Below are 20,670 nucleotides of genomic sequence, written 5' to 3' on the forward strand. Positions count from 1 at the left end.
GGGTATCCGACCGACTTGTGGACAACTTGTCCACAATGCCAACTGTCTTCCACAGCCCTCCGGAGTGGGTGCGCGATGACTTCCACCGAGGACAAGCTCCGCGACTACCTGCGCCGGGTCACCACCGACCTGACCCAGGCGCGGCAGCGGCTCCGGCAGGTGGAGCGGGAACCCATCGCGATCATCGGTATGGCGTGCCGGTACCCGGGCGGAGTGGACGGCCCGGAGTCGTTGTGGCGCCTGGTGGATCAGGGCGTTGACGCGATCGGCGGGTTCCCGACCGACCGTGGGTGGGACCTGACGCTGTTCGAGCAGTCGACGGTCGAGTTCACCCGGGAGGGTGGCTTCCTCGACGGTGTCGCGGACTTCGACCCGTCGCTGTTCGGGATCTCTCCGAACGAGGCGCTTGGCATGGACCCGCAGCAGCGGCTCGTGCTGGAGACCTCTTGGGAAGCCATTGAGCGCGCGGGCATTGACCCTCTCTCGTTGCGCGGCAGCAAGACAGGTGTGTTCACCGGCGTCATGTACCACGAATACGCGGCCCGCGCGCTGGACATCCCCGAAGGAGTAGAAGGGTTCCTGGGCACGGGGAGCGCGGGCAGTGTGGTGTCCGGTCGGGTCGCGTACGCGCTCGGACTTGAGGGGCCTGCCGTCAGCGTGGACACCGCCTGCTCCAGCAGCCTCGTCGCGCTACACCTCGCGGCTCAAGCGTTGCGGCACGGCGAATGTGACCTCGCCTTGGCCGGCGGGGTATCGGTGATGGTCACCCCGAACACTTTCGTCGACTTCGGTATGTCTGGCGGTCTCGCCTCCGACGGGCGGTGCAAGTCGTTCTCCGCTGACGCTGACGGTGCCGGTTGGGCCGAGGGCGTCGGCATGCTGCTTGTAGCACGGTTATCCGACGCCGAACGCGACGGGCTTCCCGTACACGCCGTCTTACGCGGTAGCGCCGTCAACTCAGATGGGGCTTCCAGCGGTCTTACCGTCCCCAACGGCCCCTCACAGCAGCGTGTGATCCGCGCGGCACTGGCCAACGCAAGACTCAACCCGTCCGATGTCGATGTCGTTGAAGCGCACGGCACAGGCACCTCTCTCGGTGACCCCATCGAGGCGCAGGCCGTCTTGGCCACCTACGGGCAGGACCGCGCCGAACCGCTGTGGCTGGGGTCGCTGAAGTCCAACATCGGCCACGCCCAGTCGGCGGCCGGTGTCGCCGGTGTGATCAAGATGGTGCAGGCGCTGCGGCACGAGACGCTGCCCCGCACCCTGCACGTCGACGAACCGAGCCCGCACGTCGACTGGACCGCGGGCGCCGTCGAACTGCTGACCTCCGCCCGGCCTTGGCCACGTCGTGCCGAACCTCGTCGGGCCGGGGTGTCGTCGTTCGGGGTCAGCGGCACCAACGCGCACGTGATCATCGAGGAGTACCGGGGCGAACCCGCCGAACCCGCCGACCGGGCCGCGCCCGAAGTGCTGCCGTGGGTGGTTTCCGGCAAGACGGCCGAGGCGCTGCGTGGTCAGGCCGCCCGGTTGCGTGCACACGACGGTGATCCTCTCGACATCGGCCGTTCGCTGATCACCTCTCGGGCGGCGCTCGACCACCGCGCTGTGGTCCTCGGCTCCACCCCGGAGGACTTCGCACGCGGTCTCGACGGACTCGCCGAAGGCCGCGAGGTTCCCGGTGTTGTCGTCCGGACCGGGGATGTCGGTCAGGGTGGGGTCGTGTTCGTCTTCCCCGGCCAGGGCGCGCAGTGGCCGGGCATGGTCGTGTCACTGCTGGAGACCGAGCCGGTGTTCGCGTCCCGCGTCCAGGAGTGCGCCGTCGCGCTCGCCCCGTTCGTGGACTGGTCGCTGCTGGACGTGCTGCGCAGCGGCGACGAACTCGACCGAGTGGACGTCATCCAGCCGGTGCTGTGGGCGGTCATGGTCGGCATCGCCGCGCTGTGGCAGTCGGCGGGGGTGGTGCCTGCCGCCGTCGTCGGGCACTCGCAGGGCGAGATCGCGGCCGCCGTCGTGGCGGGCGCACTGTCGCTTGAGGACGGTGCCCGAGTCGTCGCACTCCGCAGCCGTGCGATCGCCGAGGTGCTGACCGCGGGCGGCATGGTGTCCCTCGCGCTCAGCGAGGCGGACGCGACCGAGCTGGCGCGGCGCTGGCCCGGTGTGTCCGTCGCCGCGATCAACGGTCCCACGTCGACGGTGGTCTCGGGAGACGCCACCGCGTTGGACGAACTGGTCGCGCACTGCGCGGCCGCCGAGATCCGCGCACGCCGGGTCCCCGTCGACTACGCCTCCCACTCCGCGCACGTTGACGCGCTCCGCGACCGACTGCTGACCGATCTCGCCCCGATCCGCCCACGCACCAGCGACATCCCGTTCCACTCGGCCGTCACCGCCGCCCGGTTCGACACCGCCGATCTCGACGCGGCCTACTGGTTCACCAACCTGCGCGAACCCGTCCGGTTCGCCGCCGCCATCGAGCACCTGCTCAGCTCCGGCCGGTCGTTGTTCGTCGAGGTCAGCCCGCACCCGGTCCTCACCTACGGCCTGGGTGAGACAGTCGCCGCGACCGGTCTCACCGCCGCCGTCCTGGCCACCCTGCGCCGCGACGCGGGTGACTCCCGTCGTTGGCTGACCGCGCTCGCCGAGGCCCACGTGCACGGCGTCACCGTCGACTGGCGCGCCCTGTTCGAACCTTGGGGCGGGACCCGCGTCGACCTGCCCACCTACGCGTTCCAGCGCAGGCGCTATTGGCTGCAGCCGCTGCGCACCACCGCCCTCCCTGTCACCGACACGTGGCGCTACGAGATGACTTGGCGCCCTGTCACCCTTCCCAGCGCTGTGCTTGCCGATCCTTGGTTGGTTGTCACCCGGGGCGCTCACCCACTCGCCGCCACGGTCGCGGCGCACCTTGACGCCGCGGTTCTCGACCTGGACGAGACCACTGACCTCAAGGCGCGGCTCGCCGAGACCGCCCCTGCCGGCGTGTTGTCGCTACTGGCCTTGGCCGAGGGCGGGACGACGGGCTTCCCGGCGGTGCCGCAAGGTTTCGCGGACACCATCGAACTGGTGCACGCTCTGCACGCGACTCGCCTTCAGGTCCCACTGTGGTGCGCGACCGTCGACCTGATCGCGCACCCGGTGCAGGCGCTGGTCGCCGGGCTTGGCCGGGTCGCTGCGCACGAATACCCCTGGTGGGGCGGGCTTCTCGACCTACCAGCCCAGCTCGACGGCCAAACCCTGGATCGCCTTGCGGCCGTGCTGGGCCAGCGGGACGAGGACCAGGTGCGGGTCCGACTGGACGGCGTGTTCGCCGCGCGGCTCCGCCCGGCACCGGCTCCGGTCGCCAACCGGCAGTGGAACCCGTCCGGCACCGTGTTGATCACCGGCGGCACCGGGGCGATCGGCACCCACGTCGCCCGCATGCTGGCCCGCGCGGGTGCCGAGCACCTGCTGCTGCTCAGCCGCCGTGGCCCGTCGGCGCCCGGTGCGCAGGCGTTCGCCGCCGAACTGACCGACCTGGGCGCCCGGGTCACCATCGTCGCCTGCGACCCGGCCGACCGCGCCGCGCTGGCGGCTGTGCTCGCGGAACACCCGCCCACCTCGGTTTTCCACGCCGCCGGTGTCGTCGACTCCAGCATCCTCGACTCCCTCACCCTCGACCGGGTCGAACCCGCGCTGCGCGCCAAGGTCACCGCCGCGCTCAACCTGCACGAACTGACCGGCGACCTCGACGCCTTCGTCTTGTTCTCGTCCCTCGCCGGCGTGTTTGGCGCGGCGGGCGAGGGCAACTACGGCCCCGGCAACGCGTTCCTCGACGCGTTCGCCCAGTTCCGCCGCGCCCAGGGCCTCCCGGCGACGTCGATCGCTTGGGGTTCGTGGGCTGGCGCGGGCATGGCCGATGGCGACATCGGCGACGCCATGGCCCGCCACGGCGTCCCACGGATGGACCCCGCCCTGGCGCTGCGGGCCCTGCGGGCAGCCATCGACAACGACGACACGGCCGTCGCCATCGCCGACATCCGCTGGGACACCTTCGGCTGGTTCTTCACCGCCACCCGCCCCAGCCACCTGCTCGACGACCTCACCGGCCCGGCCGCCCCCGAGGACGAAGACGTCCCCCTCGCGCGACAGCTTGCGGGCACTTCGACCGCCGAACGGCACCGGGTGTTGCTCGACCTGGTTCGCGACCAGGTGTCCCTCGTCCTCGGCTACGAGTCGGGCACCGCTGTCGACCCCGGCCGCGCGTTCGGTGACCTCGGCCTCGCCTCGGCGGGCGCCGTCGAGCTGCGCAACCGGCTCACCCTTGCCACCGGCCTGCGCATCCCCGCGACCGTCGTGTTCGACCACCCCACCCCGACCGCGCTCGCCCGCTTCCTCGGCGCCGAGATCGCCGCTGAGGCCCGCCAGGTTCCCGAGACCACCCAGCCTGCTCAGTCCATGCAGCCCGCGCTGGTGGCCGCGGTCGACGACGACCCGATTGTCATCGTCGGCATGAGCTGCCGTTTCCCGGGTGGCGTCCGGTCTCCCGAGGACCTGTGGGAGCTGGTTGTCAACGGTGTCGACGCGATGACCCCGTTCCCCGACGATCGCGGTTGGGACTTGGCGGCGCTGTACCACCCGGACCCGGACAACCCCGGCACCACCTACGCGCGCGAAGGCGGTTTCGTCGCCGACGCGACTGATTTCGACGCCGGCCTGTTCGGCATCTCCCCTCGTGAGGCTTTCGCGATGGACCCCCAGCAGCGGCTGCTGTTGGAGGCGTCGTGGGAACTGTTCGAGCGCGCGGGCATCGACCCGTTGTCGCTGCGCGGTTCCCGGACCGCCGTGTACGCCGGTACCGGCGGCCAGGACTACATGAGCTTCCTGACCGCGTCCGGCAGTGAGGGCTACCTGGCCACCGGCGGCTCACCCAGCGTTGTCTCCGGCCGGGTCGCCTACGCGTTCGGCTTGGAGGGACCGGCCCTCACCGTCGACACCGCCTGCTCCAGCAGCCTGGTCGCCCTGCACCTCGCCGCGCACGCCCTCCGCGCGGGCGAATGCGACCTGGCCCTGGTCGGCGGGGTGACGGTGCTGTCCGGCCCCGGCATCTTCACCGAGTTCAGCCGCCAGCGCGGCATGTCCACCACCAGCCGCTGCCGCTCCTTCGCCGCCTCCGCCGACGGCGCCGGCTGGGGCGAGGGTGTCGGTGTGCTGCTGGTCGAACGCCTCTCCGACGCCCGCCGCAACAACCACGACGTCCTCGCCGTCGTCCGCGGCTCCGCCATCAACTCCGACGGTGCCTCCAACGGCCTCACCGCCCCCAACGGCCCCGCCCAACAACGGGTGATCCGCGCCGCCCTCGACTCCGCCGCCCTCACCCCCCTCGACGTGGACGCCGTAGAGGCCCACGGCACTGGTACCGCCCTCGGCGACCCGATCGAGGCCCAGGCGCTGCTGTCGGTCTACGGCCAGGACCGCCCGGAACCGCTGTGGCTGGGCTCGGTGAAGTCCAACATCGGCCACACCCAGGCCGCCGCCGGGGTCGCTGGCGTGATCAAGGCCGTGCTGGCCCTCCAGCACGCCACCCTCCCCGCCAGCCTGCACATCGACACCCCCACCCCCCACGTCGACTGGTCCACCGGCTCGGTCGCCCTGCTGACCTCCCCCCGCCCGTGGCCGGCCACCAACCACCCCCGCCGCATCGGCGTGTCCTCGTTCGGTATCAGCGGCACCAACGCCCACACCATCCTCGAACAGGCCCCACCCACCCACCTCCCGACACCCACCGGTCCCGCCCCCACCCAGCCCGATGAGCGACGCAGTCCCGGAGGGCAAGGCAAGCCTGGAGGGCAGGGCAGCTCTGCTGGGCAAGGCGGCTCTCCAGGACCCGACAGCCTTGAAGACCTTGCCGAGCTCGGAGAATCCGGCCTTGCCGCACTCGGCAATCGCGGCGTACTTGGCAATCCAGCGAAGCTTGGTGGCCCTGAGGGGGTTGGTCGCCCCGAGGGACTTGGTGGATCCGAGGGGTCTAGTGGTTCTGATCGACTTGGTGGTCGCGACGGTCTTGGGAACCTCGGCGGGCCGAGGGTGCTCGGAGCAGTCGGGCTCGGTGACTCCGGAACGCTTGTCAAGGGTGGAGAACCGCGCAGAGCGGGTGGCCGAGACGAGCCAGTGGAGGTTGACGAACTCCGGGCTGCTGGGCGAAGCAACCTGGACGGCAAGTCTGGTGAACCGGTGTCGGCGCTGCTCGGTGCGGTCGTCGGGTCAGTGGCGTCTCCTTTCGGGGGGCGAGGGGTGCCGTTGCCGCTGGTGTTCTCCGGGAACACGGGGGCGGCGTTGGATCGGCAGGTGGCGGCCGTGTCCGGCGTGCTGCTGGGCGGTGCCGGTGCTGCTGATGTGGCGTGGTCATTGGTCACGACCAGGGCGGCGTTGAGTCATCGAGCCGTGTTGGTCGGGGACCAGCGTGTGCAGGACGTGGTTGCGCATGGGGGCCTGGCGTTTCTGTTCACGGGGCAGGGCGCGCAGCGGGTGGGTATGGGCGCCGAGCTCTACGACTCTTTCCCGGTCTTTGCGGAGGCGTTTGACGCGGTCTGTGCGCGGGTGGAGCTCGACCGGCCGTTGCGGGAGGCCATTGGTGACGAGGATGTTCACCAGACGGTCTATACGCAGGCGGGGTTGTTCGCGCTGCAGGTCGCGTTGTTCCGACTGCTGGAGTCCTGGGGAGTCGTACCCGATGTGCTGGTGGGCCACTCCATCGGCGAGTTGGCGGCTGCTCATGTCTCCGGGGTCCTTTCGCTTGATGACGCGTGTGTGTTGGTGGCGGCGCGGGGGAAGTTGATGCAAGCGCTGCCGGGTGGTGGCGCGATGGTGGCCGTGGAGGCCATCGAGGCGGATGTCGTGTTGAGGGCTGGTGTTGATCTCGCGGCCGTCAACGGTCCGCGAGCGGTGGTGGTGTCCGGCGACGCGGCCGCGGTGGGGGAGCAGGCGGCCAGGTGGCGGGATGAAGGGCGTCGGGTCAAGCGGCTGACCGTGTCGCACGCGTTCCACTCGCGGCGCATGGAGCCGATGCTTGCGGACTTCGCCCGGGTTGCCGAGACGCTGAACTACCACCCGCCGAAGATCCCGATTCTCACCACCTCCTCCGGTGCCGTTGACAGTCCTGACTATTGGGTCCGCCAGGTTCGCGAGACGGTTCGGTTCGCGGACGCGGTCGCCGCTTTGCCCGGGGTGACAACGGCTCTTGAGCTAGGTCCGGACGGGGTGCTCTCCGCCTTGGCCCAACAGATCACCCCGGACCTGGTGGCCGTGCCGACGCTTCGCCCGAACCGGGCTGAGGCGGTTGCTCTCGTCGCCGCGGTGGCTCGGTTGCACACCCGGGGCGTTCCCGTTGACTGGCGGACGTACCTCAGGCCGTGGGGTGGGCGCCGGGTTGCCCTGCCGACCTATCCCTTCGAGCGTCAGCGTTACTGGCCGGACCCCACACCGGAGCCGTGGTTCTACCGGGTCGAGTGGCAGCCACTGGCCGCAGCGCCGGCCAGGATGTCCGGTCGGTGGCTGGTGCTCGGCGCACCGGAGATCGCGGCCGCGCTCGCTCAGGCAGGCGCCGAGGTGGACACCGTGGCTGATAAGCCCGGTGAGGACGACACGACCGACCTCGCGGGGGTTGTGGCCGTGGTCGACTCTGCGGCCGATGTCCCCGGACTGCTGCGGTTCGACGCGCCGGTGTGGTGTGTGACCCGGGGCGCGGTCTCGGTGGCCGGGGAGGGGTTGGCGCCGACGGCGGCCGGGGGGTGGGGTCTTGGTCGGGTGGTCGCGTTGGAGCACCCGGACCACTGGGGCGGTTTGATCGACATCGACACGATCGACGCCACGACCGCGAAGAGTCTCGTGTGGACACTGAGCGCACGCGAGGACCAGGTCGCGATCCGGGCGAGTGGGGTGTTCGGCAGGCGGCTGCGTCGAGTCGAGCGGCCTCGGGCGAAGGCTGGAGTGAGGACTGGGCTCAATGCTGAGCTCAAGACTGCGGACATTGGTTCGTCTCCTTTCCCTTCCATTGAACCGAAAATCGGCGCCGCCGGGGGCGATTGCCTCCCATCGAGTGAACAGTCGGGTGCGGTGTTGATCACCGGCGGTACCGGCGCGCTGGGCGGGCATGTGGCTCGCTTGCTGCGATCTCGTGGCGTGACCAGGCTGATCCTGGCCAGTCGCAGGGGTTCCGCCGCGCCAGGAGCGGACGAGTTGGCCGCGGAGACCGGCGCCGAGGTCGTGGCCTGTGATCTCACCGACCGGGTCGCGGTGGCCGAACTACTTGCCAGGCAAGCGATTTCGACCGTCATTCACGCTGCAGGTGTGCTCGACGACGGGCTCGTGGCCGGTCTGACCCCAGACCGGTTGGCGGTCGTGATCGCGGCTAAGGCCGGGTCTGCCGAGATCCTTGACGAGCTTTTACCTGACGAGGTCTCGTTCGTCGCTTTCACCTCACTGGCTGGGGTACTGGGCAATCCAGGCCAGGGCGCCTACGCCGCTGCCAACGCGCAAGTTGACGCTGTCGTGGAGCGGCGACGGTTACGTGGTGGGCGTGCTGTGTCGTTGGCCTGGGGTGCTTGGGCTGGCGCGGGAATGGCCGCCGCAGTCGCAGACCATCTTGCCCAGTCCGGTCTTAGACCGATGTCTGTGCCCCGCGCGCTCAAGGCTTTCACGGATGCCCTTAGCGGTGATTCGTCATACGTCATCGCCGATGTTGACTGGGATGTCCTCAGCCCCGCCTTCACCGCGGCTCGACCGAGTCCGTTGCTGACCGAGGTTGTCCACATCCCCGCACATCATCCACAGGCTCAGCGGCTGGCGGAACTCGCGCGCCCGGCCGACCGCGATCTTGTCGCCGTTGTCCGGGAGTTGGCCGCGCGGGTGCTCGGGCACTCGGACACGACGGCGATCGAACCCGGCCGCCCCTTCCGCGACCTGGGCTTTGATTCGTTGACCGGGCTGGAATTGCGCAATCTGCTCGCGACCGAGACCGGTGTGGCGTTGCCCGCCGGGTTGGTGTTCGACCACCCCACGCCGACCGCGCTCGGCAAGCACCTGGCTGTCCTCATTGGCCGGAGTTATCCACAGGTTGGCGTTGCCCACTTCCCCACGGCGCCGAGGCCGCTTGACGATGATCCCATGGCGATCATTGGCATGAGCTGCCGGTTCCCCGGCGGCGTCGACAGTCCCGAGGCCCTGTGGGCGCTGGTGCGGGATGGTGTGGACGCGATGGTCGAGTTCCCCCGAGACCGGGGCTGGGACCTGGATGGTCTGCGTGGGTCCGCGGCCCGGGTCGGCGGGTTCCTCGACGACATCGCCGGGTTCGACGCGGGCCTGTTCGGGATCTCGCCCCGGGAGGCCATCGCGATGGACCCGCAGCAGCGGTTGTTGCTGGAGGCGTCCTGGGAGGTGTTCGAGCGCGCGGGCATCGATCCGTTGTCCGTGCGGGACAGCGACATCGGTGTCTACGCGGGTACCAACGGTCAGGACTACGCCACGCTGCTGCTGGGATCTGACGCGGCCGGGGAAGGACATCTCGGCACCGGGAACACGGCGAGTGTGCTGTCGGGTCGGGTGTCATATGCCTTCGGCCTGCGTGGCCCTGCCATCACCGTTGACACCGCGTGCTCTAGCAGCCTGGTTGCTCTGCATCTCGCGGCCAAGGCCTTGCGCGATGGTGAGTGTTCGATGGCCATCGCCGGTGGCGTTACCGTCATGCCGCAGCCAAGTACCTTCCTTGAGTTCAGCATCCAGGGCGGTCTGTCTTTCGACGGCAGGTGCAAGGCGTTCGCGGAAGGCGCGGATGGCACGGGGTGGGGTGAGGGTGTCGGCGTCCTGCTGCTCACCCGGTTGTCGGACGCGATCGCCAAGGGCCACCGCGTACTTGCTGTCGTGCGCGGTAGCGCCGTCAACCAGGATGGTGCCTCCAACGGTCTCACCGCGCCCAATGGTCCTGCCCAGCAAAGGGTGATCCGTGCGGCATTGGCGGATGCACGGCTAAGAGCCTCGGATGTCGATGTGGTCGAGGCGCACGGTACGGGTACCGCGCTCGGCGACCCCATCGAGGCTGAGGCGTTGCTGGCCACCTACGGCCAGGGCCGTGAGAACCCGTTGTGGCTAGGGTCGGTCAAGTCGAACATCGGTCACACCCAAGCTGCTGCGGGCGTCGCGGGTGTCATCAAGATGGTTATGGCGCTGCGCCATCGTGAGCTGCCCAAGACCCTGTACGCCGACCGCCCCTCGACGCACGTCGACTGGTCGGCCGGGCAGATCGCGCTTCTCACCGACACCAGGTCGTGGGAATCGGAAGGCCCGCGTCGCGCGGCCGTATCGTCGTTCGGGCTCAGCGGGACCAACGCGCACACGATCGTCGAGGAATACCCGGAGTCTGCGGCTCCTGAAAAGGCTCGCGTGACAGGCGTTCCGTGGCTGCTCTCGGCCCGCAGCGCCGAGGCCCTTCGCGAGTTGGCTGTTCGGCTGAGCAGGGTCACCGAGGACCCGGTCGACGTCGCTACCACGCTGGCGACCTCCCGTGCTGTGCTCGACCACCGCGCCATGGTCATGGGGGACCACGCGGCTGGTCTTGCCGCGTTGGTGGCGGGCGAGGAGTCCCCGTACCTGTTCCACGGGGTCGTGCGAACGGCGGTCGAAGCGGAAGTCGAGGTCAACGGCGATCGGATGACCTCGTTCGCACGCGCGCATGTCGCGGGTGTTGTCATCGACTGGCCCGAGATTGCCAAGGCGTGGGGCGGTCGGTTTGTCGACCTGCCGACCTACGCCTTCCACCACACGCGCTACTGGCCCGACACAGTTAAGCCTGTCGTCACAGGTGACCCTGGCGAGCACGAGTTCTGGGCGGCTGTCGAACAACAAGATGCCACTGCCGTGGCCGACACGCTGCGGGTCGACGCGGACACTCTTGCCGATCTGCTACCGGTCCTGTCTGCTTGGCGCCGTGCCCGACGCGATGAGTCGGTCGTTGACACATGGCGCTACCAGATCGCCTGGCAGCCAACCCACATCGAACCGGCCCGGCCAACTGGCCACTGGCTCGTAGTGACGAACGATGAATGCCCGCCGGAACTGACGGGCCTCTTCCCGCAGAGCACAGTGGCACGACTCGCGGACGGCCTGCCGCAAGGTGAGTGGGTCGGTGTCGTCTCGTTGCTCCCCGCGCGCGATGTGGTCACCTTGCTCCAGCAGGTTGACGCGCCGGTCTGGGCGTTGACCCGGGGCGCGGTGAGTACTGGTCAGGCCGACGCGCCACCGGACCCGGATCAAGCCCTGCTCTGGGGTTTGGGTCGAGTGGCCGCGCTTGAGCACCCCACCCGCTGGGGTGGCCTGATCGACCTTCCGGCCGCCTTGGACGCACGAGCACTCGCCCGCCTCGGTGCCATCCTCGCCGGGAGTCTGTCTCGCGAAGACCAGGTTGCAGTCCGCGCGTCTGGTGTGTTCGTGCGTCGACTCACGCGTATCTCCGCCACCCGGTCGCGACAGGCCTATCGGGGTCGGGTTCTCATCACCGGTGGTACCGGCGCGCTCGGAGCGGCTACCGCGCGATGGCTGGCTGACCAGGGCGTGACCGAGTTGCTGCTCGTGAACAGGTCCGGCAAGGCTGCCGCTGGCTTGATCGACGAGCTCGCCGAGCGCGGAGCCATCGCCACTGTGGTGGCCTGCGACGTCGCTGACCGCGATGCTGTGGCCGCGCTACTGGCTGAACATCCGGTGAACGGCGTCGTCCACGCCGCAGGTGTGGCAACAACGGTGCCGTTGGAGTTCACCGCTGCCGAAGAGTTCGACGACGCCCTTGGCGCGAAGGTCCTCGGCGCCCACCACCTCGATGAACTCGTGGGCGATGTCGACTTCTTCGTGCTGTTCTCGTCGATCGCCGGTGTGTGGGGGAGCGGTGGCCAGGCCGCGTACTCGGCCGCGAACGCCTACCTCGACGCACTCGCCGAACGCCGCCGCGCTCAGGGCAAGCCCGCGTCCGCGATCGCGTGGGGACCGTGGGCGGGTGCCGGTATGGCCGAGCACGCCCACGACTACCTGCGCAAACGCGGTATCACTCCGTTGCGTCCGGAGCTGGCTGTCACCGCTCTTGCCGCGAACGAACCGTCGGTGACCATCGCCGACATCGACTGGGCCAGGTTTGAGCCGTCGTTCACGACAGCGCGGCCGAGCCCACTGCTGGCTGAGTTGGCACCGACGACGGTGGACGCGCCGGTCCTGACGAGCGCGGCGGGTGTACGCGAACTGGTGTGCCGCGAGGTCGCGGGAGTATTGGGGTACACGGAGCCGGTAGCCGGGGACGTGCCCTTCAGCGACCTCGGCGTGGACTCGTTGACCGCCGTGCAGGTCCGCGACCGCGTCGCCGCCGCGACCGGGGTACGGCTCCCGTCCACCCTGGTCTTCGACTACCCCACGCCCGACGCGGTGGCCGACGAACTAGTCGCGAGGATCGGCGGTGACCATGACACGGCCACTCCCGTCCAGGCCCCACTTGCCGACGACCTGATCGCCATCGTTGCGATGAGCTGCCGCTACCCCGGCGGCGCGACCACTCCCGAGCGGTTGTGGGAGCTCGTCGCCGCCGAGGTCGACGCCATGTCGCCCTTCCCCGACGACCGGGGTTGGGACCTGTCGGCCGCCGGTGACATCACCGCCGAGGGCGGGTTCGTCCACGACGCGACCGACTTCGACGCGGACCTGTTCGGCATCTCCCCGCGCGAGGCCGCCGCGATGGACCCGCAGCAACGGCTCTTGTTGGAGTCGACCTGGGAGCTGCTGGAACGCGCGGGCATCGCCCCCGACTCCCTGCGCGGTAGCACTACCGGCGTGTTCGTGGGTGCGTCGTCCTCGGGCTATGGCGTGGGCGGCGTGTTGCCATCGGGCTCTGAGGGGCACGCGATGACAGGCACGTCGAACAGTGTCTTGTCGGGAAGAGTCGCATACTCGTTCGGTCTTGAGGGACCCGCCGTCACCGTTGACACCGCATGTTCGAGCAGCCTGGTTGCGTTGCATCTGGCCGCGCAGGCTCTACGCGCGGGGGAGTGTTCGCTCGCGGTAGCCGGTGGTGTGGCGGTTATGCCGACGCCCACCGTGTTCGCTGAGTTTGCCCGTCAAGGTGGACTCGCTGCGTCTGGACGCTGTCGATCGTTTGCGGAAGGCGCGGATGGCACTGGATGGGGTGAGGGTGTCGGGCTGCTGCTTGTGGAGCGGCTGTCTGATGCGCGGCGCAATGGGCACCAGGTCTTGGCGCTGGTCCGTGGCTCAGCGGTGAACTCCGACGGCGCGTCCAACGGCCTCACCGCACCTAACGGCCCCTCGCAGCAGCGGGTGATCAGGGCCGCGCTGGCGAGCGCCGGACTGCAACCATCCGATGTGGACGCTGTTGAGGCGCACGGCACGGGGACGACACTGGGTGACCCTGTCGAGGCGCAGGCGCTGTTCTCGGTTTTCGGGCGCGACCGGGCGGAGCCGCTGTGGCTCGGGTCGATCAAGTCCAACATCGGCCACACGCAGGCGGCGGCGGGTGCGGCCGGGATCATCAAGATGGTTGAGGCCATGCGGCGTGGTGAGCTGCCGCGGACCCTGCACGTTGACCAACCGTCCAGCCACGTGGACTGGGACGCGGGCGCGGTGTCGCTGCTGACATCTGCCCGCGCCTGGCCTGCCGTCTCGCGACCCCGGCGTGCGGGTATCTCGTCGTTCGGCATGAGCGGTACCAACGCGCACGTGGTGATCGAGGGCGTGCCCGAGCCTGTTGACGCTACCGCCGAGGGGTTGGCTCCCACGGTCGTACCGTGGGTTCTGTCGGGCCGCACGGAGACCGCCCTACGCGCTCAAGCACACCAACTCTTGTCCGTTGTGGATAGTGATGTCGTCGGTGTTGCTCGGGGGTTGGCATCTGAGCGGGCTTGCCTAACGCATCGAGCGGTCGTACTCGCTGACGACGCCGTGGGCCTGCGAAGCGGGTTGACCGCGTTGGCGGAAGGGCGCACGGACGCTACGGTCATTCGCGGTGTCACCGGTCGGGGCGGGTTGGCCTACCTGTTCTCCGGTCAGGGCGCGCAGCGAACCGGCATGGGGAAGAGACTCTACGCCGCCTTCCCCGCGTACGCCGACGCGTTCGACGCCGTGTGTGCTCACCTCGATCTACCGCTGCACGATGTCATCGACACCGACGACGTACATCAGGCCCTCTATACCCAAACTGGCCTCTTCGCGGTCGAAGTAGCCCTGTTCCGGTTGTTGGAGACCTGGGGGCTCCAGCCGGACGCCTTGGCCGGACACTCCTTCGGCGAGTTCGCCGCAGCACACGTGGCGGGCATCTTGTCCCTACCGGACGCGTGTGCGCTTGTCGGTGCACGCGCCAGGCTGATGCAGGAGTTGCCCGAGGGCGGTGCCATGCTCGCCGTGCGGATGACGGAGTCCGAGGTCACTCAGGCGATCGAGGGCTACGCAGTCGACATTGCCGCGATCAACGCGCGTGACTCGGTAGTGGTGTCTGGTGACATCGATGCTGTCGCAGAGCTTGAGGCGCTTGCGCGGTCTACCGGTCGACAGGTGAAACAGCTACAGACAGCCCGAGCGTTCCACTCCCACTTGGTGGATCCCATCCTGGAGCCATTCGAAGCGGTGGCGAGGGGAGTGACCTATCGGCCCGCGCGGCTACCGATCGCGTCGACCGTGACCGGCCAGATCGACGACGGCCAGATGTCGACCCCCGACTACTGGGTGCGCCAGATCCGCTCCACAGTCCGGTTCGCCGACGCCGTCCGGTCGTTGCGGGAACGGGGCATGACCCGCTACCTCGAAGTCGGTCCCGACAGCGTGCTCACCGCCGTCGCCGACCAGACCCTGAGTCACCCGGGCCTCCTGAAGTCGCTCGACTCCCCGACACCCAGCGTGGTCCTGGGCGCGCAGCGGGCCGGTAGAGACGAGCCTGCCTGGTTGATGGCGGCTCTCGCCGGCCTGCATGTGGTGGGACAGCGGGTCGACTGGGGTCAGGTGATGCGGGAGTGGGGCGGTAAGCGGGTCGAGTTGCCCACCTACGCGTTCCAACGCAAGCGGTACTGGGTGGACGCGGTCGGCGCACCTGATGCGAAGGAACTGGTGAAGGAAGAGGTCAAGACGCCGACCGCCGAACCTGTCTCGACCTTGGAACTCGTCCAGGCCGTCACCGCGCGGGTACTCGGTCACAACGACCCGGCTGTCATCGAGGTGGAGCGGGAGTTCCTTGAACTCGGTATGGACTCCTTGACCGCGCTTGACCTGCGGGCTGTGCTCAAGGAAGAGACCGGCGTCGACCTGCCCGCGAGCGTCATTTTCGACCATCCCACGCCGGTCGCCCTGGCACGACACCTTGAAGGCGAACCCACGGCGCCTGTGTCCACTGGTCTGCTGGAGGGGCTGTATCGCGAGGCCATGCGGACTGGTCGGGTCGCTGACTTCCTCGAGTTCCTCGGTGACGCGGCCAAGTTCCGCCCGTTTGCCGACAGCCTTACCGAGGTCGGTAGCACAGCCAGGCGAATCGCTCTGGCCACGGGAGACGCTCCTGGGCTTCTTGTCTGCTCCAGCGGTCTTACCGCAGGCGGTGGTCCCCATGAGTTCGCGCGGCTTGCGGCAGCCCTACGCGGCAAGCGTGATGTCGCGGCAGTGCCGGTGCTCGGCTACAACCGCGACGAGTTCCTTCCCGCGACAGACGAGGTCGCCTTGGACTGGATGGCCACCGCGATCCCGGAGAGCACCCAGGTAGTCCTCTTGGGACACTCCGGCGGCGCCACCCTCGCGCACCGGCTGGCGACCAGGCTCGCCGACCTCGGGCGACCTCCGGCAGGGCTGGTCCTGGTCGACATCTACCCGCTCGACCACCCGATGATGACCGAGTGGGCCGGTGAACTCTCCGAAGGCGTGTTCGAGCGGCGCGAGCAGTACGTCCCCATGGACGACACCCGGTTGACCGCGATGGCCTGGTACGGGCGGCTGTTCTGGCAGACCCCGGTCCCCGCCCCCGAGATCCCCACCCTGCTGGTGCGCGCCACCGAGCCGCTGGGCGCGGCCACCGGCGAGTGGCGCAGCGCCTGGCCCGCGCACACGACCGTCGATGTCGCGGGCAACCACTTCACCATGATGTCCGAGCACGCCGGGCCGACCGCCGCGGCGGTCCACCACTGGATCGCCGACCTCCTCGGCGAACAGCCCACCGAAAGGAATACCCAGCCATGACCGATGTCCTGGCCCGCGCGAGCGGTGTCACCCGGCGCTACGGAGACGTGGTCGCCGTGGACAACCTCACCGTGGAGATCCCGGCCGGGCAGCTACTCGGCCTGCTCGGCCCGAACGGCGCGGGCAAGTCCACGCTGATCAACATGTTCGTGGGGCTGCGCAAGCCCAGCTCGGGCACGGTCGAGCTGTTCGGCCACGACCCGCGCGACGTGCGGGCCAGGCGCCGGATGGGGATGACCCCGCAGGAGACCGGCATGCCGGAGACCCTGCGCGCGGGCGAGGTGATCGAGTTCGTCGCCGCGCACTACCCGGACCCGCTGCCGCGCAAGGAGCTGCTGGCCCAGTTCCACCTGGAGGACGTGGAGCAGCGGCAGACCGGTGGCCTCTCCGGCGGTGAGCGGCGCAGGCTGGCGATCGCGCTGGCCTTCGTCGGCCGCCCCGACCTGGTGTTCCTCGACGAGCCGACCACCGGGCTGGACGTCGAGGTGCGGCGCGCGCTGTGGGACGGGGTGAAGGCCTACAACGCCGCGGGTGGCACCGCGGTGATCACCAGCCACTACCTGGAGGAGATCGAGGAGCTGGCCGAGCGGGTCATCATCCTGGACGGCGGCCGCTGCGTGGCCGACGACAGCGTGGCCGCGTTGCGCCAGGTCAGCGGCCTGCGCAAGGTCACCATCCGCACCCCCGAGGTGCCGACCCTGCCCGGGGTGGTCGGGGTCGAGCAGTCCGGTGACGTGGTCAGCCTGCTGACCCACGACGCCGACCAACTGGTCCGCGACCTGGTGGCCTCCGGGGCGCCGTTCGCCGACCTCGAGGTCAGCACGGGCTCGCTGGAGGACGCGTTCCTCGCCTACACCACCAAGGCCCCGACCGCCACACCAGCCAGCGCCTAGGAGATCCGTCGTGAACACCATCGCCGCCTACACCAAGTTCGAGATCCTCGGGGCCATCCGGATCCCGATGGTCTTCGTCGCCCTGCTGTTCCTGCCGACCGTCGGCATGCTGCTGTTCGTGGTGCCCGCGCTCGGCGACGACCCGACCGCGGCCGCGCTGAGCACCGGGTCGATGTGCCTGTTCACCGTGTTGATCATCTGCTCGGCGCAGTACGGCCTCGGCATCGCCGACGCCAGGATGAAGCCGTGGGGCGGCTACGTGCGCACGCTGCCCGGCGGGCCGCTGCCGAAGATGATCAGCATGATCGCGATGAGCGCGCTGTTCGTGGTGCTCGGCACCATCCCGCTGATCGCGATCGCCGCCATCGGCACCAAGGCCACCGCCTCCGTCGGCGGGGTGTTACTCGGTCTCGGCGGGCTGGTCCTGGCGATCGTGCCGTTCTCGCTGCTGATGCTGGCCATCGGCTATGCCGTCAACCCCTACCTGGTCAGCGTCATCACCAACATCTCGCCGATCATCCTGGCCTACGTGGGTGGGTTGTTCACCGACCCGCACAGCACCAGCGGGTTCGTCACGCACGTCGCGCCGTTCATCCCCACCCGGGGTTCGGCCGAGTTGGTGTGGGCCGCCATCGGCGACTATAGCCCGCAGCCGCTGTCCATGGTCATGTTGGTGGTCTGGACCGTCGTGCTGGGCTTCCTGGCCTACCGGGCGTACCGGTCCGACGAGGGCAAGCGCTACCGCTGAGAGAGGACGGGCCAGTGCAGTTCCGCAAACTCAAGGTCGACGGCGCGGTCGAGTTCACCCCCAAGGTGTTCCCCGACGACCGCGGGTTGTTCCTGTCGCCCTACCAAGAGCCGACGTTCGTCCAAGCCACGGGGCACAAGTTGTTCCCGGTGGCGCAAACCAACCACAGCCGGTCCCGCAAGGACGTCGCGCGTGGCGTGCACTACACGGTGGTGCGGCCGGGCTCGGCGAAGTACGTGTACTGCGCGCGCGGCAAGGCGATCGACATCATCGTCGACATCCGGGTCGGGTCGCCGACCTTCGGCCAGTGGGACTCGGTGTTGCTCGACCAGGACGACTTCCGCACCATGTACTTCCCGGTCGGTTGCGGGCACGCGTTCATCGCCTTGGCGGACGACACCGTGATGTCCTACCTGGTGTCCAGCGGCTACGTCCCCGAACACGAGTTGGCGCTGTCGCTCACCGATCCGGCGTTGGGCCTGTCCCTCCCGGAGAACCCGATCATCTCCGACCGGGACCTGGTGGCACCGACGCTGGCGGAGGCGCGCGCGGCCGGGATGCTGCCGGAGTACGGGCTGTGCCAGGAGATCGAGCGGGAGTTGTACCGGTGAGGGTTGTCGTCCTCGGCGCGTCCGGGTTCATCGGCACCGGCATCTCCCGGGCGTTGGCCGCCCGGCGGGTCCAACTGCGGCTGGTGGCCCGTCGAACCCCCCCGATCCCGGTAGCCGCGGTGGCCGAGGTCGAGGTCCGGGCGGCGGACCTGCGGGACGGGGTCGCCGAGCACATCGCCGATGCCGATGCCGTGGTGCACTTGGTCGCCTACACCGATGGTGGGTGGCGCGTGGCCGATGGCGACAAGATGGCCGAGCGGGTCAACGTTGGCCTCGCTGCGGACGTCGTGGATGCACTAAGGACCCGTTCGACGCCGCCTGTCGTGTTGTTCTCCGGGACCGAGACCCAGGTGGGTTTGGCCGAGCGGGAGCGGATCGACGGGACTGAGCCGGACAACCCGCACAGCGCGTACACCCGTCAGAAGCTCGCCACCGAGAACCTGTTCAAGGACGCCACCCGTGATGGCGTCGTGCGCGCGGTGTCGTTGCGGCTACCGACCATCTATGGCGAAAAGGGCGACCGTGGCGTGGTGTCGCTCATGGCTCGCAAGGCGTTCGCGGGTGAGCCGCTGACCATGTGGCACGACGGCACTGTTCGCCGTGACTTGGTGTTCGCCGACGATGTCACCTCGGCGTTCACGGCGGCCCTCGATCACGCGGATGCCCTTGCCGGTAGGCACTACGTGCTCGGGAGCGGGGTGGGTGTACCGCTGCGAAAGGTGTTCGAGCTGGTGGCGGCCGAGGTCGCTGCCGTCACAGGTAACCCGCCTGTGCCGGTCGTGTCGGTAGAACCACCTGGACACATGGAGCCCACGGACCTCAAGAGCGTTGAGGTCGACGCCTCCGCGTTCCACGCCGTGACGGGGTGGACGACGCGGGTGGGTCTGGAAGAGGGCATCCGCCGGACCGTGGCCGCCGTCGCCGGGAGTTGACATGCGCGTCCTGCACCTGAACAACTCCGGCTTCGGTCACGTCATCCCGTCGCTCAGCGTCGTCGAGGAGCTGATCCGCCGGGGCCACGAGGTCACCTACGTGACGGCGGCAGGCCCCGTGGCGAAGGTTGCCGCGACCGGCGCGAAGGTCCTGCCGTACGAGTCGCGCCTGCCGGGCATAGACCTGTCCACGTACAACACCGCCGACGAGACCGCCGCGCTCACCGGCATCTACCTGACCGAGAGCGAGGAGATCCTCCGCGCCGTGGACAACGGCTACGAGGGCGTGCCGGACGTCATCTGCTACGACCTCACCGTGTACCACGCGGCGCGTGTCCTCGGCCGCCAGTGGGACGTGCCCGTCGCCCAGTGCCTGCCGGTGTTCGCCTCCAACGGGCATTTCTCGCTGCTGGAGAAGATGGTCGAGAAGATGGGCCGCGCCGAGCTGAGCCACCCGGAGTTGCGGTCCTTCTTCCGCAGGTTGACGACACTGCTCGACGAGCGCGGCCAGGCCGATACCGACCTTGAGGACTTCATCGGTCGCACGGAGGACCTGAACCTGGTCTACTTCCCGCGCTCGTTCCAGTTCGCGGGCGACACCTTCGACAACAGGTTCGTCTTCGTCGGCCCCGGCCTGGCCGCCGACCCGACCGAGTGGGTCCCGCCGGACAACGGCAACCCGCTGTTGTTCGTGTCCCTGGGCACCTGCGTGAATCGGCGTCCCGGCTTCTTCCGGGCGTGCGTCGACGCGTTCCACGACCAGCCCTGGCACGTGGTGCTGGCGGTGCACGAGGGTGTCGACCGCGCCGAGCTGGGCCCGATTCCGTCCAATGTGGAAGTCCACGGGTGGTTACCCAACCTCGACGTGCTCGCGCACACGTCCGTGTTCCTGTCGCACGCCGGTCTGGGAAGTATGATGGGGGCGTTGTCGCGCGGTGTCCCGCTGGTCGTGGTCCCGTCCTCGCCCGAGGACTGGGTCAACGCGCGCCGGGTGGCCGAGCTGGGCCTGGGGCGGGTGATCCGCGACGAGCTGCCCGCACCGTCACGCTTGCGTGCCGCCGTGCTGGACGTTCACCGCGACCGGATGACCCGCCAACGGGTGGCCCGGATGCGCACGGACATCGAAGAGTCCGGGGGAGGTGTCGCGGGCGCGGATGCCCTGGAGGCCCACGCTCGATAGAAAGTCTGTTGTGGACAGACAACGCGGTAGGGGGTGCAAGGGGTTGTCCGGCGAAGACGGCCGTTCTTAGGCT

Annotated in this window: 6 protein-coding genes; all 6 read left to right on the plus strand. The window is 69.1% G+C overall.

Features of this window, described 5'->3' with window-relative positions; genetic code table 11:
- Window positions 1-75 precede the first annotated feature (75 nt).
- From H504_RS43590 to H504_RS0109115, 6 genes are read left to right on the plus strand one after another with little or no spacing between them, the layout of a single operon-like run.
- Complete coding sequence (locus H504_RS43590) at window positions 76-16,233, plus strand: type I polyketide synthase (RefSeq protein ID WP_051385649.1); 16,158 nt, start codon at window positions 76-78, stop codon at window positions 16,231-16,233.
- The gene (locus H504_RS0109095; protein WP_026422532.1) at window positions 16,230-17,126 is read left to right on the plus strand and encodes an ABC transporter ATP-binding protein; all 897 of its coding nucleotides are present in this window, start codon (window positions 16,230-16,232) and stop codon (window positions 17,124-17,126) included. The genes H504_RS43590 and H504_RS0109095 overlap by 4 nt, the downstream gene beginning before the upstream one ends.
- 10 nt (window positions 17,127-17,136) lie before the next feature.
- Window positions 17,137-17,874 (plus strand): hypothetical protein, encoded by a 738-nt coding sequence (locus H504_RS42950; protein WP_026422533.1) that lies wholly within the window; start codon window positions 17,137-17,139, stop codon window positions 17,872-17,874.
- A 14-nt stretch (window positions 17,875-17,888) separates the two neighbouring features.
- Entirely contained in the window at window positions 17,889-18,485 is a 597-nt protein-coding gene (locus H504_RS42955; RefSeq protein WP_026422534.1) for a dTDP-4-dehydrorhamnose 3,5-epimerase family protein, read from the plus strand.
- On the plus strand, window positions 18,482-19,417 hold the full coding sequence (locus H504_RS42960; RefSeq protein WP_026422535.1) for an NAD-dependent epimerase/dehydratase family protein: 936 nt from the start codon (window positions 18,482-18,484) through the stop codon (window positions 19,415-19,417). The genes H504_RS42955 and H504_RS42960 overlap by 4 nt, the downstream gene beginning before the upstream one ends.
- Before the next feature lies 1 nt (window position 19,418).
- Window positions 19,419-20,597 carry a macrolide family glycosyltransferase gene (locus tag H504_RS0109115; protein ID WP_026422536.1) on the plus strand — a complete coding sequence of 393 codons (1,179 nt, stop codon included), beginning with the start codon at window positions 19,419-19,421 and terminating at the stop codon, window positions 20,595-20,597.
- The last annotated feature ends 73 nt before the right edge of the window (window positions 20,598-20,670 follow it).

This window comes from Actinokineospora inagensis DSM 44258 (genome assembly GCF_000482865.1).
Taxonomy (GTDB): domain Bacteria; phylum Actinomycetota; class Actinomycetes; order Mycobacteriales; family Pseudonocardiaceae; genus Actinokineospora; species Actinokineospora inagensis.